The 14,710-nt window shown below is 69.9% G+C and carries 18 protein-coding genes; 7 read left to right on the top strand and 11 right to left on the bottom strand.

Features of this window, described 5'->3' with window-relative positions; translation table 11 throughout:
- Position 1: 1 nt before the first annotated feature.
- The 5 genes from B7W94_RS04700 to B7W94_RS04680 form a co-directional block, all read right to left on the bottom strand.
- Complete coding sequence (locus B7W94_RS04700; RefSeq protein WP_025104693.1) at positions 2–892, bottom strand: carbohydrate ABC transporter permease; 891 nt, start codon at positions 890–892, stop codon at positions 2–4.
- A complete protein-coding gene (locus B7W94_RS04695) occupies positions 885–1,847 on the bottom strand; it encodes a carbohydrate ABC transporter permease (protein ID WP_085604836.1) in 963 nt (320 codons plus the stop codon). Before B7W94_RS04695 ends, B7W94_RS04700 begins: the two co-directional genes overlap by 8 nt.
- A gap of 4 nt (positions 1,848–1,851) precedes the next feature.
- The gene (locus tag B7W94_RS04690; protein WP_085604832.1) at positions 1,852–3,114 is read right to left on the bottom strand and encodes an ABC transporter substrate-binding protein; all 1,263 of its coding nucleotides are present in this window, start codon (positions 3,112–3,114) and stop codon (positions 1,852–1,854) included.
- 112 nt (positions 3,115–3,226) lie between these two features.
- Positions 3,227–3,586: a fluoride efflux transporter FluC gene (locus tag B7W94_RS04685; protein ID WP_085604829.1), complete on the bottom strand. Its 360-nt coding sequence runs from the start codon at positions 3,584–3,586 to the stop codon at positions 3,227–3,229.
- The gene (locus B7W94_RS04680; RefSeq protein ID WP_253247383.1) at positions 3,583–3,957 is read right to left on the bottom strand and encodes a fluoride efflux transporter FluC; all 375 of its coding nucleotides are present in this window, start codon (positions 3,955–3,957) and stop codon (positions 3,583–3,585) included. The genes B7W94_RS04685 and B7W94_RS04680 overlap by 4 nt, the downstream gene beginning before the upstream one ends.
- Before the next feature lie 87 nt (positions 3,958–4,044).
- Here B7W94_RS04680 and B7W94_RS04675 point away from each other — a divergent pair, with 87 nt between their 5' ends.
- Complete coding sequence (locus B7W94_RS04675) at positions 4,045–5,574, top strand: FAD-dependent oxidoreductase (protein WP_085604823.1); 1,530 nt, start codon at positions 4,045–4,047, stop codon at positions 5,572–5,574.
- Between the two features lies 1 nt (position 5,575).
- Here the strand turns inward: B7W94_RS04675 and B7W94_RS04670 are convergent, their stop codons facing one another.
- From B7W94_RS04670 to B7W94_RS04660, 3 genes are all read right to left on the bottom strand, one after another.
- Positions 5,576–6,382 (bottom strand): nitroreductase family protein, encoded by an 807-nt coding sequence (locus tag B7W94_RS04670; RefSeq protein ID WP_085604820.1) that lies wholly within the window; start codon positions 6,380–6,382, stop codon positions 5,576–5,578.
- Between the two features lie 4 nt (positions 6,383–6,386).
- Positions 6,387–6,770 (bottom strand): hypothetical protein, encoded by a 384-nt coding sequence (locus B7W94_RS04665; RefSeq protein ID WP_085604817.1) that lies wholly within the window; start codon positions 6,768–6,770, stop codon positions 6,387–6,389.
- A 113-nt stretch (positions 6,771–6,883) separates the two neighbouring features.
- Positions 6,884–7,726 (bottom strand): MerR family transcriptional regulator, encoded by an 843-nt coding sequence (locus B7W94_RS04660; protein WP_085604814.1) that lies wholly within the window; start codon positions 7,724–7,726, stop codon positions 6,884–6,886.
- A gap of 214 nt (positions 7,727–7,940) precedes the next feature.
- Here B7W94_RS04660 and B7W94_RS04655 point away from each other — a divergent pair, with 214 nt between their 5' ends.
- Positions 7,941–8,780, top strand: coding sequence for a DUF4097 family beta strand repeat-containing protein (locus tag B7W94_RS04655; protein ID WP_025104702.1), 840 nt, complete (start codon positions 7,941–7,943; stop codon positions 8,778–8,780).
- On the top strand, positions 8,777–9,403 hold the full coding sequence (locus B7W94_RS04650) for a PadR family transcriptional regulator (protein ID WP_085604812.1): 627 nt from the start codon (positions 8,777–8,779) through the stop codon (positions 9,401–9,403). Before B7W94_RS04655 ends, B7W94_RS04650 begins: the two co-directional genes overlap by 4 nt.
- A gap of 63 nt (positions 9,404–9,466) precedes the next feature.
- On the opposite strand, the gene B7W94_RS04645 is transcribed toward B7W94_RS04650, so the two are convergent.
- Positions 9,467–10,009, bottom strand: coding sequence for a universal stress protein (locus B7W94_RS04645; RefSeq protein WP_025104704.1), 543 nt, complete (start codon positions 10,007–10,009; stop codon positions 9,467–9,469).
- Between the two features lie 149 nt (positions 10,010–10,158).
- Between B7W94_RS04645 and B7W94_RS04640 the strand changes: the two genes are divergently transcribed.
- From B7W94_RS04640 to B7W94_RS04625, 4 genes are all read left to right on the top strand, one after another.
- Entirely contained in the window at positions 10,159–10,350 is a 192-nt protein-coding gene (locus B7W94_RS04640) for a DUF3073 domain-containing protein (protein WP_025104705.1), read from the top strand.
- A 290-nt stretch (positions 10,351–10,640) separates the two neighbouring features.
- Entirely contained in the window at positions 10,641–11,954 is a 1,314-nt protein-coding gene (locus B7W94_RS04635; RefSeq protein WP_085604809.1) for an ABC transporter substrate-binding protein, read from the top strand.
- An 89-nt stretch (positions 11,955–12,043) separates the two neighbouring features.
- Positions 12,044–13,018 carry a carbohydrate ABC transporter permease gene (locus B7W94_RS04630; RefSeq protein WP_085604806.1) on the top strand — a complete coding sequence of 325 codons (975 nt, stop codon included), beginning with the start codon at positions 12,044–12,046 and terminating at the stop codon, positions 13,016–13,018.
- Positions 13,015–13,935: a carbohydrate ABC transporter permease gene (locus B7W94_RS04625; protein WP_085604803.1), complete on the top strand. Its 921-nt coding sequence runs from the start codon at positions 13,015–13,017 to the stop codon at positions 13,933–13,935. The genes B7W94_RS04630 and B7W94_RS04625 overlap by 4 nt, the downstream gene beginning before the upstream one ends.
- Here B7W94_RS04625 and B7W94_RS04620 read toward each other — a convergent pair.
- Positions 13,925–14,317: a type II toxin-antitoxin system VapC family toxin gene (locus B7W94_RS04620; protein WP_085604800.1), complete on the bottom strand. Its 393-nt coding sequence runs from the start codon at positions 14,315–14,317 to the stop codon at positions 13,925–13,927. The genes B7W94_RS04625 and B7W94_RS04620 overlap by 11 nt on opposite strands.
- 82 nt (positions 14,318–14,399) lie before the next feature.
- Positions 14,400–14,552 (bottom strand): FitA-like ribbon-helix-helix domain-containing protein, encoded by a 153-nt coding sequence (locus B7W94_RS18580; RefSeq protein ID WP_441338625.1) that lies wholly within the window; start codon positions 14,550–14,552, stop codon positions 14,400–14,402.
- Positions 14,553–14,710 lie beyond the last annotated feature (158 nt).

The raw sequence follows: 14,710 nt of genomic DNA, 5'->3' as shown, positions 1-14,710 counted from the left end.
CTCAGCCCTTCGTCCCGCTGAACGCGATGCCCTGGATGAACTGCCGCTGCAGGATCATGAACGTCACCAGCATGGGCAGGGTCGCCAGGAGGGCACCCGCCATGAGCACCGGGTAATCGGTGCCGTGGATGCCGACGAGCTGCGAGAGTCCGACCGACAGCGGCATCTTCGCCGGATCGGTCGTCACGATCAGCGGCCACAGCAGATCGTTCCAGGACCACAGCACAGTGAACACCACAAGTGCGATGATGCCAGGCTTCGCGAGCGGAACCATGATCCGCCAGAAGGTCTGCCACGGATTCGCCCCGTCGATGCGCGCCGCCTCCTCCAGCTCGGCCGGCATCGAGAGGAAGAACTGCCGCATCAGGAAGGTCCCGAAGGCGCTGAAGATGCCGGGCACGATGAGCGCCTGCAGCGTGTTCAGCCAGCCGAGCGCCTGGATGATCTCGTACTGCGGCAGCAGGTAGAGCTGCGAGGGCACCATGAGCACCGAGAGGAACACGACGAACAGGGCGTTCCGGCCCGGGAAGGCGATGCGCGCGAACGCGTAGCCCGCCATGGTGCACAGGGCGACCTGTCCGACCGTGCGGCCGACCGTGAGGAGCACGGAGTTCAGGAACATCTGCCCGAACGGCATCGAGTCGAAGACCTCGGCGAAGTTGGTGAACACCCACTCGCGCGGGAGGAACGACGGCGGCACCTGCACCGAGTCGGACAGCGTCTTGAACGAGGTCAGCAGCTGCCAGACGAACGGGAACACCATGAGCGCGGCGCCGACGATGAGCACGACGTGGACGATCCACAGTCCGCGGTTCCGTGGGGTGCCCGCCCTCCGCGATCGTGCGGGGGCGGCACCGACGACCGCGCGGGTGTCGAGGGAGACGTCACTCATAGTGCACCCACTTCTTCTGCAGCCGGAACTGCACGATCGTCAGCACGAGGATGATCAGCAGCAGGAGGAAGGCGACGGCGGCGGCGTAGCCGCGGTCGTTGTCGAGGAAGCCCGCCTCGTAGAACAGGTAGACGACGGTGCGGGTGTTCGGCATCGCGGGGTTGCTGCGGCCGAGCATCATGTAGATGAGGTCGAACACCTGCAGCGCCCCGATCACGCTGATGACGCTGACGAAGAAGATCGAGGGCGACAGCAGCGGGATCGTGATCGAGAAGAACTTGCGTACGGGGCCCGCCCCGTCGAGGTCGGCCGCCTCCATGATCGTGTCGGGGATGCCCTGGAGCCCGGCGAGGAAGATGACGATGTTGGTCCCGAGGCCCGCCCAGATGCCGACGACGGCGATCGCGACCAGCGCGGTGTTCGGATCGGTCAGCCAGCTCCGCCCCTCGATGCCGACCGCGCCGAGGGCCGCGTTCAGCACGCCGTAGTCGCCGTTGTAGATCATGCGCCACACGAGCGCGATCGCCGCGGGCATGGTGACGACGGGGATGAAGTAGAGCGTGCGGTAGGCGCTGCGGCCTTTGAGGCCGGTGGTGTTCAGCAGCGCGGCGATCCCGACCGCGAGGGGGATGCCGATGAGCGCGATCACCGTGTAGACCGCGGTGTTGCGGAGGGCGCCGAGGAGCTCCGGATCCTGGAACAGCCGGACGTAGTTCTCGAACCCGATCCACTCCGCGCCGCCGAACGGCCCCGACTTCGTGAAGGAGATGATGAGCGTGCGCACGGTCGGCCACAGGTAGAACACGGCGAGGCCCAGGGCGGTGGGCCCGAGGAACACCAGAGCCCACCACGGCGAGGCACCGGGCGTGCGGCGCCGCCGACGGCCCCCGGAGGGCGCGGCCTCCGGGGTCCGTCCGGCGGCAGGGGCGACCGCGCGAGGCGCGAGGACGGTCATGCGGTCACTCCTGCTCGGCGTCCAGCGCGGTCTGCATCTGCGCGGCGAGGTCTCGCAGGCCGTCCTTCGGGGAGACCGCTCCGGACCACACCTGGGACAGCACCTCGCTCTCGATGCTCGTCCACGCGGAGGTGTTCTTCGACACGGGGTACGGGACGGCCGTCTCGAGCGCGTCGATGTAGACCTGCAGGTCGTACTGCGGGAGGGCGTCGACCCAGGCCTGCTGCGTGCCGTTGTACGCGGGGATCACGGTGCCGGTCTCGGCCTGGATCTTCGCGGCCTGCTCGCCGCTGGCGAAGGCGGCGAAGTCCTTGGCCTCCTCCACGTGCGCGCTCTTGGCGTTCGCGACGTTCCCGACGCCGTGGATCACGCTCTGGTTGCCCTCCGGACCCGCCGGCAGCGGGGCCACGTCGACGCTGCCGCCGATGTCCGCATTGTCCGCGTAGGCGATGGCGGCCCAGGAGCCGTTCTGGAACATGGCGACCTTGCCGGACAGGAAGAAGTCCTCCGGGTTCGTGTCCGTCATCTGCTGCGCCGTGGGCGAGGAGCCGTCGGCGATGAGGTCGGTCCACAGCTCGATGCCCTCGAGAGCCTCGGGGGAGCCGTATCCGCTCTGGGTGCCGTCCGCGGAGATGACCTCGCCGCCGGCCTGCGCGATGGAGTTGTAGAAGTTCTCCTGGCCGTACTGGCTCGCGGCGACGCCGAACTGGCCCTTCGCCGGGTCGGTCAGCTTCGCGGCCGCGGAACGGAAGTCGTCCCAGGTCCAGCCCGCGCTCGGATACTCCACCCCCGCGGCGTCGAACAGCGCCTTGTTGTACCAGAGCGCGACGGTGTCGAAGTCCTTGGGGGCGCCGTAGAGCGCGTCGTCGTAGGTGTAGAGGTCGACGAGCCCCTGGGGGTAGTCGGCCGCGTCCACGTCGTCGAGCGGGGCGAGCTGTCCGTTCGAGGCGTAGAGCTGGAAGTTCGGGCCGTTCATCCAGAACACGTCGGCGGCCGAGCCGCCCGTCACCGCGGTCTGGAGCTTGGTGAAGTACTCCTTGTACGGCGTGACCTGGATCTCGATCGTGACGTTCGGGTGCTCCTCGGTGTACGCGGCGGCGATGTCCTCCATCGCGGGCTTCTGGTTCTCGTCCCAGATCGCGTAGCTGAGGGTGATGTCGCCGCCCGACGACTCCCCGGTCGCGGAGGAGGAGCAGGCGGAGAGCGCCAGGACGGCGGCCGCGGAGGCGGCGAGGGCGCCCAGGGCGCGGCGAGAGGTGCGGGGCATCGAGGTCTCCTTTGACGGGTGCACGAGAAGGCGGTGCGCGATGTTAACCGTTTAGCGTTAAACGATTAGCAGCGAGAGTAGCGCGGCACGTCGGCTCTTCGCAAGCGTCGATCTAGAGCGCAGCCCCCAGCGCGAGCCCCAGTCCCGCGGCGAGGAGACCGAGCACGAGCATGCCGACCGCGTCGAACACCGCGGCGCCGCGCTCGCCGTCCCGCCACAGTGCGACCGCATCGAGCATCGCGGTGCTGAAGGTCGTGTAGCCGCCGAGGAGGCCTGCGCCGAGCACGAACGCCGCCTCCGGCAGCGCCGTCGTCACGAGGCCCAGCGCGAAGGAGCCGGTGAGGTTGACGACGAGGATCCCCCACGGGAACCGTCGGCCGGCGAGCCGCGCGACGCCGAGGTCGACGAGGTACCGCAGGACGGCGCCGACGCCCCCGGCGAGCGCGGCCGCGAGGAACAGCAGTGGACTCACGACACGCCTCCCCGGCGCGGGCGTCCCAGCCGGAGCCCTGCCGCCGCCGCGAGAAGACCGAGGACGAGACTGCCCACGGCATACGCGGCGGCGAGGAGCGGAGCCGACCCCCACAGGGCCAACGTCACGGTCATGAGGGCGCTATAGGTCGTGAAGCCGCCGAGGACGCCGGTGCCGAGCAGCAGCCGCAGCTCCGCCGAGGCCGGGAGCCGCGCCGCCACGACCCCGATGAGCAGGGCGCCCAGCACGTTGGCCAGCAGCACCGCGAGGGGGAAGCCGCCGGGATCGTCCACGAGGAGTCCGAGGCCCAGACGCGCCGCCGTCCCGAGCGTGCCGCCGAGCGCGACGAGCAGGACACGACGGAGACTCACGCTCGCCACTGTAGTCGCCGCATGACAGCGCGACCGTCGGATGTCAAGGCGTTGGGGTGGGGGCGGGGACAGGCGTTGACTGTCGGCATGAAGCCCCTCTGGAAGGTCGACCAGGACGCACCCCACGGCACTCCCTTCGATCCCGGCGCGCAGCACGACGTGCTGATCGTGGGGGCGGGGCTCACCGGCCTCTCGACCGCGGTGCTCCTGACCCGCGCCGGGCTCGACGTCGTGGTCGTCGACGCGGGGGACGTGGCGGAGCTGTCGACGGGCGGCAACACGGGCAAGCTCTCGCTCCTCCAGGGGCAGCAGCTCGCCACCATCCGCAGGCACCATCCGGCGGCCCTCGTCCAGGCGTACGTCGACGCCAACCGGGCCGGCATGGAGTGGCTCACCGGCTTCGCCGACAGCGCGGGCCTGAGCTACACCGAGCGGACCGACCACACCTACGCCCAGGGTCCGGACGGGCTCGAGGCGGTCCGAGCCCAGCACTCCGCCGCACGGGAGGCGGGGCTCCCGACCCGGCTGCTCACCGCGGGCGAGCTGTCGACGCCGTTCCCCGTCGCGGGCGCGGTCGCCCTCGATTCGCAGGTCACGATCGACCCGGTCGCCGTCGCCGACGCGCTCGCGAAGGAGTTCCTCGCCGGCGGCGGCACGCTGCACACCGGCGTCCGCGTGACCGGCGCGCACGCCCTCCCGGAGCCGCGGGTGGAGACGACGGCGGGCCCGATGTTCGCCGAGCACATCGTCCTCGCGACGGGGACCCCGATCCTCGACCGGGGCCTGTACTTCTCCAAGGTCGCCGGGATGCGGTCGTACTGCGTCTCGTTCCGGGTCTCCGGCGGGGTGCCGGAGGGGACGTTCATCTCGGCCGACGGCCCGACGCGGTCCATCCGGCCGGTGTCCGCCGCCGACGGCCCCGCCGACACCGCGCAGCTCGTCGTCGGCGGCAACGGGCATCCGGTCGGCCGCTCGGACGGCGAGACCGCGGCGATCGACGACCTCGTGGACTGGACCCGCCTGCACTTCCCGGATGCGGAGGAGACCGACCGCTGGTCCGCGCAGGACTACCAGTCGCACAACCTCATCCCCTTCGTCGGCGCCCTGCCGCGCGGCCTCGGGCGCATCCGCATCGCCACCGGGTACGCGAAGTGGGGGCTGTCGAACGCGCCGGCTGCGGCCCTGCGGCTCACCGAGGAGATCATCGGGACGAAGCGCCGCGAGCGTCCGTCCTGGATGCTGCGCCTCGGCACCCGGCTCACCGTCCCCGCCGATCTCGCGCGCGGCGCCGTCGAGGGCGCGAAGGTGGCCGCCGCCGCCACGAAAGGCTGGGTCGAGGCCGAGACCACACCTGTCCCGGTTCCGCAGCCCGCGGAGGGCGAAGGCGTCGTGGCGAACCGCGGCGGTCGCCCGGTCGCCATCTCCACGGTCGACGGCGTGACCCGAGCGGTCAGCGCGGTGTGCCCGCACCTCGGCGGCATCCTCGACTGGAACGACGCCGAGTGCACGTGGGACTGCCCGCTGCACGCGTCGCGGTTCGCCGCGGACGGCACGCGCATCGAAGGACCGGCGCTGAACGATCTCCCGGAGGTGCCGCGGACGGTCGGGGGCTCCTGACTCAGGTCCGCGGCGGCGGCGCGTCCCACCCCTGCTGCGGGGTGTCGCAGTCCTCGCGGAACACGTACTGCGACACGAGCTTGCGCTGGCTGCTGGACCAGTCGATCGCCGGGCGGCGCTGCTCGGGCGGCAGGTAGCCGAGCCGGTACACGGCCATGAGCTCGAGATCGTCGGGCACCCGCAGCAGCCGGACCATCTCGTCCCAGCGCCCCGGCACCTCCATCGGGAACGAGATGAACTGGATGCCCATGCCCAGCTCGACCGTGGTCAGCCAGACGTTCTCCATGGCCGCCCCCATGCTGAACACGGAGTAGAACGACGACAGCTGCCCGGGCCGGTACTCGCTCCGGTCGAGCATGACGCCCAGGAGCAGCGGCGATCCGGCGACGAGCTTGCGGTTCTCCGAGCCCAGCGTCTTCGGCACGCCGAACGTGTTCATGAGCGTCTGTCCGCGCTTCGTGAACACCTGGGATGTGAAGGGCCGAAGCGGCGCGGGGAGCTTGTCGAACAGCATGCCGCTGCGCTTCTCCTCCATCTCCTCCTGACTGAAGCGGAAGTACGGCTTGTACCGCTCGAAGAACGTCCCGTTCGACATGGCCTCCGTCATGCTCTCGCCGGAGATGCGCGCGATCTCGTCGATCGTGTCCCTGTTCTCGATCACCACGAAGCGCCAGGGCTGGCTGTTGAGCTGCGAGGGCGCGCGCCCGGCCGCTTCCAGGAGGATGCGCTGGTGCTCCTCGGAGACCGGGTCGGGCAGGAACGCCCCGTTCGTGGTCTTGCGGCGGCGGATGGCGTCGAGCAGTTCCATGCGGTCACTTCCGGTCGGAGGGGAGGCGCGAGACCACGAGGCCCGCGAGGACGAAGGGCGCCGCCGTGAGAGCGACGAGCGGGTGCCGCCGGGTGTGCGTCCCGGCGTAGGGGATCGCCGCCAGGGGGACGGCGGCGGGGAGGAGAGCGAGGGCGGCGCGACGGGTGCGCGGCGTGCGGGTGGCGAGACCCGCGACGACGGCGAGTCCGGCCGTCGCGCAGGTCAGGATGTAGAGGGCGTGGTGCACCCAGCGGAAGCGGCGCGTGTCGATGAGCCTCGCCGCCACAGCGAGTCCGAGGGCGCAGTTCGCCGCGTATGCCGTCGCCGCCGCCGCGAAGGCTCCGGACGCGGGGCGGTCGTCGTGCCCCCGCTTCCGTCGCCCCGTCATGGCACGACCCTACGCCCTCCCCTCCTCCCCCGATCCACCCCCTTGCGTGCGAGCCACCCCCTTGAGTACGACCGCAACGGGGTGGGTCGCACGCAAGGGGGTGGCTCGACGGATCAGAGGGAGGCTTCCGCATAGATGCGGAGCGCGTCGCGGACGAACTCCGCGCCCTGGGTGCCACCCGCGGACGTCGCGTAGTTCGCGCCGAAGCGCGGATCTGCGACGTACATCTCGCCGAGACCGATGACGTAGGCCTTGGCATCCGCGTCCGGTCCCTGTCGGAGGGCGGCGGCGGGAGTGCCCGGGATGCCCGTGAGCCAGGCCACGTGACGGCGCGCGAGCTCCTGCGCCTCGGCGGACGCGGGATCGACCCCGCTCTCCGCCGCGGCGATCCAGTCGCGTCCGAGGTCGGACACGCGCTGCTGCCACTCGGCGCGCTCGGCGTCGCTCATCCCGCGCCACCAGCGGTCGCTGTCGGCGTAGGCCTTCTTCCCCCAGCGGTCCTCGACCTCCTGCTTGTACTGCGTGTGGTCGAAGCCGTCGAACATGTTCTCTGCCATGAGGTTCTCACCTCCTCTCAATGCCGTGATGGTGGATTCGACCGACGCGATCTGCCGCGCCAGCCTGGTCTGCTCCTCGCGCAGCAGCGCGAGATGCGTCTCGAGCGCCGACACCTCCGCCGCCGAGCCCCCGCCCTGGGCCCCTGAGCCCCCGCCCTGGGTCCCTGAGCTTGTCGAAGGGCCCAGCACCTCCGCGATCTGCGGCAGTCCGAGCCCGAGCTCCCGCAGCAGGAGGATCCGCTGCAACCGCACGAGCGCCGCTGCGTCGTAGTGCCGGTACCCGTTGGGCGCGATGCGCGACCGAGGCAGCAACCCGATGTCGTCGTAATGCCGCAGCGTCCGGCTCGTCGTCCCCGCCAGTCGCGCGATCTCCTGGATCGACCAGTCCTTCTCGCTCATCCCGCCCACCCTTCCGTGTCGTTCCCCTCCACCGTAGAAGTTGCCGTTACGTCAAGGTCAACCCCGTTCGAATCGCTTGATTGGCTCGATTTCCGGCCGATATGGGACCAATCAGGCGATTCGAAGGAAAGAGGGGTGACGGGATCGAGATATATCGTGTTATCGTGACGGCAACACGATATATCGTGAATCCCTCGACACAGGAGAAGCAGACATGACCGAGAAGTGGCTCATCGCCCCCGGCGAGGAACGCGTCATCGACATCGCCTCCGCGACCCGGCTCAAGGTGGGCCTCGTCGGCGGACAGGTCGACGTCATCGCCCACGACGAACCCGGAATCCGGATCGAGGTGCACGGCGTCACCACCAAGGACCTCCGGATCGAGTCCCGCGACGGCGAGGTCGAGATCGACCACCCGCAGCTCGGCTGGGACAACTTCCTCGAGGTGTTCCGTAACTTCGGCTCCGGCGGTCCGCGCGCCGAGGTGAGCGTGGCCGTCCCGCGCAGCATCGCCCTGACCCTCGGCGTCGTGAGCGCCGGCGCCCTCGTGTCGGGCATCCGCAACGACACCCGTCTCAACACCGTGTCCGGCGACATCATCGTCGACACCCTCATCGGCGACCTCAGCGTGAACTCGGTCTCCGGCGACGTGCAGATCCGCAACCTCACCGGCTCGCTCAGCGCCAACAGCGTCTCCGGCGACGTGGCCGTCACGGGCGCCATCCGCAAGGCCACGGTCGACATCGTCTCCGGCGCGACACTGGTGGACGCGGCGGGCGACGTCAACACGATCACCGTGAACTCGGTCTCCGGCGGCACCACGGTGCGGCTCGACGAGTCCCTCGCGGCGAACTACGTCATCCGCTCGCTCAGCGGCCGCCTGCTCATCGACGGGGTCGAGCGCAGCTCGTCCGGACCGAGCACCTACAACGGCACCACCGGGGAGCTCGCGGGACGCTTCGTCGACCTCCGCGCCAACTCCGTCTCCGGAGGGGTCACGGTCCTCCGCCGCGCTCCGCAGACCATCGAGAACGATCCGGAGTGGGAAGCATGAGCCCCGCGGTCTTCTCCCACGGCGATCTGCGCCTGTACCTGCTGTCGCTGCTCGCGGAGTCCCCGCAGCACGGCTACGGCATCATCCAGTCCCTCACGGACCGGACGGGCGGCACGTACACGCCGAGCGCCGGCACCATCTACCCGCGCCTGGCGAAGCTCGAGGAGGAGGGGTTGGTCACCAAGACCGTCGAGGGACGCACGACGATCTACGCGATCACCGAGGCCGGACGCGCCGAGCTGGCCTCGCGCCAGAGCGACCTCGCCGACATCGAGGCGGGCATCACCGACACCGTCCGCCTCATCGCGAACGAGGTGCGCCAGAGCGTGCAGGAGGCGATGAAGAGTCTTCGCGCCGACCTGGCGACGGCCACCAAGGACGACCGGGCGGCGGCGAAGAACAGGCCGCGCACCGCGGGCGACGATGCACGGCTGACCAGCCGCGAGGAGCTGTACCGCGCGGACGCCGTCGTGAACGCCTTCCGCGCCCGCATCCGTACCGACCTGCGCACCCATGTCGCCAAGGGCGGCGTCCTCCCGTCGTCGGTGGTCACCGACCTCGAGAACGCGCTGGATCAGGCCGCCCGCAGCGTGACGGTGGCGCTGAGTCAGCCGGACTCCTGAGCAGCTGGCATGACCACACGAGGCCCCGTCGACATCCGTCGGCGGGGCCTCGTCGTGTGCGGATCACTCCGGCCAGATCTCCTTCTGCTCGTCCGGCACGGACTCCCCCAGGGGGACGACGAGCACGGAGCGGTGCTGGCGATGGGCGAGGCGCGCGGCGACCGAGCCGGTGAAGAACTCCCGGATGGACTCACCGATACCGCGCTTGCGGGTACCGACGACGATGAGCTGCGCGTCGAGCTTGTTCGCGAGCTGCTTGATGGCCAGCGCCGGGTCGCCGACGAGCTGCCGAGCGGTCCAGGTGACTCCCTTGCCGTCGAGCATCGTGGCCGCAGCCGCCTCGACGGCCTCGAACTCGGCAGCCCCCGCGTCGAAGTTGATGTCGATGGGAGCGGAGTGCACGTAGCCGTCCGGATCCTCGTAGGTGACGAAGCGCGTGATGTCGACGTGGGCCACCACGAGCGGGGCGTTCAGCAGCCGGGCGAAGCGGACGGCCTCATCGAGAACGTGCGGGTCCTGGTCGAGCTGCATCCCGACGATCACGGCCTTCTGCAGAGCGGCGTTCTGCGTGGCCTCATCGGACGGAGTGGAGGTGCTGTCGGTCATGGAGATCGCTCCCTTCGCCGGCCTGGCCGCGGCCAGGGTCTGTTCCCCGCGTGCTATCCTGAATGCTACTCTTACCGGCCTCGAGCCGGTGTCGTGAATGACTCGGGCGCCTGTCTGCCCGCAGCTTAACTCGTGAGGGGGTCTCAGGCATGGGCCGTGGCCGTCAGAAGGCGAAGCACACAAAGATCGCCCGCGAACTCAAGGCGTACAGTCCGTCGGTGAACTACTCGGCGCTGGAGCGCGAGCTCGCGCACTCGAGCGACTCCGACGAAGACGCCTACGTCGACAAGTGGGCCGACGAGTACGCAGACGAAGACGAAGACGAACTAGAGAAGGCGTAGCCCCTCGGTTCGAAACACCCGCACGGCTCGTGCGGGTGTTTCGTCGTACCCGGGCGGCGATCCCCTCAGCGGGAGGGCCGCCGTGTCCCGCAGCGCGCGACCGCGTCCCGACGCCGCCGATCGATGTCAGCGCTCCCTCTGAGGCATCCGAATTCGTCCCCGTCCCGCGATTCCGCGTCTTGTGAGCGCAAACATTTTCTGATTTGATGTGCATGTGATCGACGGCGCACCCTCGCCGCGTCCCCGCTTCGGGCGATCCGCAGGAACATGACCTCAAAGAGGAGAACAGCATGGCACCCACCTCACGCACCCCCCGCGTCGCCGCGGTCGTCGCCCTCGGCGCGGTGTCGGCGTTCGGACTCGCGGCCTGCGCGCCGGCCGCATCCGGGGGCGGCGACGCCGGCGGTGAGCCCGTCACCATCGAGTACATGCACCGCCTCCCGGACGGCGAGGGCATGACCACGGTCGCGGAGATCGTCGACCGCTGGAACGAGGAGCACCCCGACATCCAGGTCAAGGCCACGAAGTTCGACGGCAAGGCCAGCGACATGATCCTCAAGCTCGAGACCGACATCAAGGCCGGGAACGGCCCGTGCCTCGCGCAGACCGGATACTCCGAGGTGCCGCAGCTCTATGTGAAGGGTCTGCTGGAGGACGTCGCCGCGGAGGCCGAGAAGTACGAGGACCACTACTCGGCCGGAGCGTTCAGCGGCATGCGGGTCGGCGACGCCATCGTGGGCCTCCCGCAGGACACCGGGCCCCTCGTCTACTTCTACAACACCGCGGAGTTCGAGGCGCTCGGCCTCGACGCCCCGGCCACGCTCGACGACCTGACCGCCGCCTCCGCCACGGCCGCCGCCGCCGGCAAGTTCGTCACCGCCTTCACTCCGGACGAGGCGCAGAACTGGCTCTCCGGACAGGCCGCGGCCGCCGGCGACACCTGGTTCTCCACCGAGGGCGAGGAGTGGAAGGTGGACGCCGAGGGCGCCGGCTCCGAGCGCGTCGCCGCCTTCTGGCAGGGCCTACTCGACGGCAAGCAGACTCTCGCGACCGAGCGCTGGGGCGAGGGCTTCACGGCGGCGCTGAACGACGGCAGCCTCATCGGCCACGTCGGCGCGGCCTGGGAGGCCGGCTTCCTCCTCGACTCGCTGGACGGCACCCCGGCCGAGGGGCAGTGGCGCGTCGCCCAGCTCCCGGACTTCGGCGCCGGGGCGATGAGCGGCCCCGACGGCGGCTCCGGCGTCTCGGTCATGAAGGGCTGCGAGAACCCCGAGGCCGCCATGGAGTTCAACGACTGGTTCAACACGCAGGTCGACGACCTCGCGTCGCAGGGTCTCGTCGTCGCCGCGAAGGGTGAGGTGGAGACCCCGGAGAAGATGCTGCGGCAGTTCGGGGGCCAGGATGTGCTCGCCGAGCTCGGCACCGCCACCGAGAACCTCAACCCCGACTTCCCCTACGCCCCCGGCTTCTCGACCCTGGCGAACATGAACGAGACGGCCGCCGCGGCCGCCGCCGGCACGGCCTCGGTCGCCGACATCTTCACGACGGCGCAGGACACGGCCGTCGCGTCGCTCAAGGACCTCGGCCTCCCGGTCGCGGAATGACCGGACCGGACGGCATCATCGGATGAACGACGGCGGAGTGCACGGGCGATCGTGCACTCCGCCGTCGTCGTGAGAGCGAGAGGCACATCATGGCCACAGTGACCGAGACGAGGGCAGCGGCGCCGCTCCCTCCCGCGCGCCGCCCCGTCGCCCCGTCGACGAGGCGATCGCGGATCCGACGGGAGGGTCTGACCGGGTGGCTGTTCATGGCGCCGTTCGCGCTGCTGTTCGCCGTCGTCTTCCTCATCCCGATCATCGTGTCGGTCCGGTCGTCGTTCTTCGCGCAGGTACCCGCCGGCGGCGGCCTGTACGGTGGCGGCGAGCTCGTCGACACGTTCGTCGGCCTCGACAACTTCGCGGCCGCGGCGACCGACGGCGCGTTCTGGGCCGGCATGGGACGGGTCGTGCTCTACGCGGCGTTCCAGATCCCGGTGATGATCATCGCGGCCCTCGCCCTGGCGCTGCTGCTGGACTCGTTCATCGTGCGCCGCCCCGCCCTGTTCCGCCTCGCCTTCTTCCTCCCCTACGCGGTCCCCGGCATCATCGCGGCGATGATGTGGCTCTACCTCTACACGCCCGAGGTGTCGCCCTTCTTGCCCTATCTGCCCGAGGGGACCGATCTCATGTCGCCGCAGACGATCCTCTTCTCGATGGCGAACATGACGACGTGGACGTACACGGGCTACAACATGCTCATCTTCCTGAGCGCCCTGCAGGCCATCCCCCGCGACCTCTACGAGGCCGCCCGCCTGGACGGCGCGTCCGGATTCCAGATCGCGACCCGCATCAAGGTGCCGCTCGTGCGCGGTGCCGCGCTGCTGGCCGTGCTGCTGTCGATCATCGGCACGATCCAGCTGTTCAACGAGCCGGTCATCCTGGAGGCTGCGAACTCCTGGATGGGCAAGGACTTCACGCCGATGATGCTCACCTACAACACGATGATGGGCGAGCTGTCGCCGTCGGGCAGCGGTCCGGCGTCGGCGTACTCGCTGCTCATGGCCGGCATCGCGGGTGTGCTCGCGATCGTGTACGCACTGCTCCAGCGGCGGAAGGGCGACGCATGACCACCACACGACTCGTCACCGTGGCTCCGCCGACGAAGCGGCGCTCCCGGAAGCCGCAGGCGGCGGACGCCCCTCCCCCGTCGATCGCCCCCGGCCCCGCCGCGCGCACGTTCGGCATCATCGCCCTCGTCGTCGCCACGCTGTACTTCCTCGTGCCGGTGTTCTGGCTCGTGGTCGCCTCGACGAAGAACAACACCGACCTCACGTCGACGTTCGGCTTCTGGTTCGCCGAGCCGAACCTCGCCGCCAACTACGACAGCCTCATGGGCTGGACGCAGGGGCTGTTCTGGCGCTGGGTCGGCAACTCCCTGTTCTACTCGCTCAGCGCCGGGGTCATCGGCACGCTGTTCGCCGTGATGGCCGGCTATGCGATCGCCAAGTTCGCGTTCCCCGGGAAGAAGCTCGCAGTCGGCATCATCATGGCGGGGCTCCTGCTGCCCGTCGCCCTGCTCACGGTGCCGCTGTACATCGAGTTCCAGGCGTTCGGCCTCACGAACACGGTGTGGGCGATCATCATCCCCTCGGCGGTCTCGCCGTTCGGCGTCTTCCTCGGCATGGTCTACGCACAGTCGTCGGTGCCGACGGAGCTGCTGGAAGCCGCCCGCATCGACGGCGCCGGTGAGGGCCGGATCTTCTTCACCATCGTGCTGCGGCTGCTGGGCCCCGCGATGGTGACGATCTTCCTGTTCATCTTCGTGGCCACGTGGAACAACTTCCTCCTCCCGCTCATGATGATCTCCAGCCCCGACCTCAAGCCGGTCACCCTCGGCCTCTACGGCATGATGAGCTACTTCTCCCCCGACAAGGGCGCCGTCATGCTCGGGGCGCTGCTCGGCGTGATCCCCCTCATCGCGCTGTTCTTCACGCTGCAGAAGTACTGGCGCTCGGGTCTCGCCGCCGGCGCCGTCAAGGGCTAGGCACCTCGACCGCGCACAGACCGGAGGCCGCCCGCGCGAGCCTCCGGTCGTGCGCCAGGAGCGGGCAGTCGAACACCGCGGCGAGCGCGACGTACGCGGCGTCGTAGGCGGTGAGGTTCGCCCGCAGCGCGAGGATCCGCGGCACCAGCGGGAGCGTCGGATGCAGGTCGACCGGGAGGCGGGCGAGGTCGCCGGCCGCGGATTCGAGCGCCGCGGCGTCGAGGACACCGCCGCGTTCGAGCCCCCGCAGAGCGCTGGCCACCTCCACCGGCAACAGCTCCGGGGCAAGCAGAAACTCGTCCTCCAGCCGCGACCCCAGGACACCGGTCGACGTTCCGGTGCAGACCAGGTCGACGACGATCGAGGCGTCGACGACGATCACCGCCCGGCGCGCCCCTCGTGCACGGCGGCGACGATGCTCTCCGGGGTGAGCGCGGTCATCTCCGGCTGCCGCGCTCGTCGGCTCAGGAACTCCGAAAGCGTCGGGCGCGAGGCGAGGCGAGGCGAGTGAGCTCCGTCGACAGATACTGCTGAAGCGACTGTCCTCGCTCGCGCGCGCGTGCGGCGAGCACGGAATGCACGCCCGGATCGAGGTCGCGGATGAGGACGTTCGGCATGCTTACAGTATGCATGTACGGCTCCTTTCATGACTACCCCTCGAGTATCGGGGACCGAAGGCACGCTCTCCGGCCCCGGAACCGCGGCCCGTGGAGAACCGGCAAACTCCCCGCCGCGTGCAGAAGAGGCCCGGGGCGAGCCCCGGGCCTCTCGTGTG

This window comes from Microbacterium sp. LEMMJ01, assembly GCF_002114135.1.
Lineage (GTDB): Bacteria > Actinomycetota > Actinomycetes > Actinomycetales > Microbacteriaceae > Microbacterium.
Note: the sequence above shows the minus strand (reverse complement) of the source record. Positions and strands in the feature narration are given on the sequence as shown.

Coding starts and splice junctions, on each gene's coding strand:
- B7W94_RS04700 (WP_025104693.1), bottom strand. CDS start 892: ATGAGTGACGTCTCCCTCGACACCCGCGCGGTCGTCGGTGCCGCCCCC.
- B7W94_RS04695 (WP_085604836.1), bottom strand. CDS start 1,847: ATGACCGTCCTCGCGCCTCGCGCGGTCGCCCCTGCCGCCGGACGGACC.
- B7W94_RS04690 (WP_085604832.1), bottom strand. CDS start 3,114: ATGCCCCGCACCTCTCGCCGCGCCCTGGGCGCCCTCGCCGCCTCCGCG.
- B7W94_RS04675 (WP_085604823.1), top strand. CDS start 4,045: ATGAAGCCCCTCTGGAAGGTCGACCAGGACGCACCCCACGGCACTCCC.
- B7W94_RS04670 (WP_085604820.1), bottom strand. CDS start 6,382: ATGGAACTGCTCGACGCCATCCGCCGCCGCAAGACCACGAACGGGGCG.
- B7W94_RS04665 (WP_085604817.1), bottom strand. CDS start 6,770: ATGACGGGGCGACGGAAGCGGGGGCACGACGACCGCCCCGCGTCCGGA.
- B7W94_RS04660 (WP_085604814.1), bottom strand. CDS start 7,726: ATGAGCGAGAAGGACTGGTCGATCCAGGAGATCGCGCGACTGGCGGGG.
- B7W94_RS04655 (WP_025104702.1), top strand. CDS start 7,941: ATGACCGAGAAGTGGCTCATCGCCCCCGGCGAGGAACGCGTCATCGAC.
- B7W94_RS04650 (WP_085604812.1), top strand. CDS start 8,777: ATGAGCCCCGCGGTCTTCTCCCACGGCGATCTGCGCCTGTACCTGCTG.
- B7W94_RS04645 (WP_025104704.1), bottom strand. CDS start 10,009: ATGACCGACAGCACCTCCACTCCGTCCGATGAGGCCACGCAGAACGCC.
- B7W94_RS04640 (WP_025104705.1), top strand. CDS start 10,159: ATGGGCCGTGGCCGTCAGAAGGCGAAGCACACAAAGATCGCCCGCGAA.
- B7W94_RS04635 (WP_085604809.1), top strand. CDS start 10,641: ATGGCACCCACCTCACGCACCCCCCGCGTCGCCGCGGTCGTCGCCCTC.
- B7W94_RS04630 (WP_085604806.1), top strand. CDS start 12,044: ATGGCCACAGTGACCGAGACGAGGGCAGCGGCGCCGCTCCCTCCCGCG.
- B7W94_RS04625 (WP_085604803.1), top strand. CDS start 13,015: ATGACCACCACACGACTCGTCACCGTGGCTCCGCCGACGAAGCGGCGC.
- B7W94_RS18580 (WP_441338625.1), bottom strand. CDS start 14,552: ATGCCGAACGTCCTCATCCGCGACCTCGATCCGGGCGTGCATTCCGTG.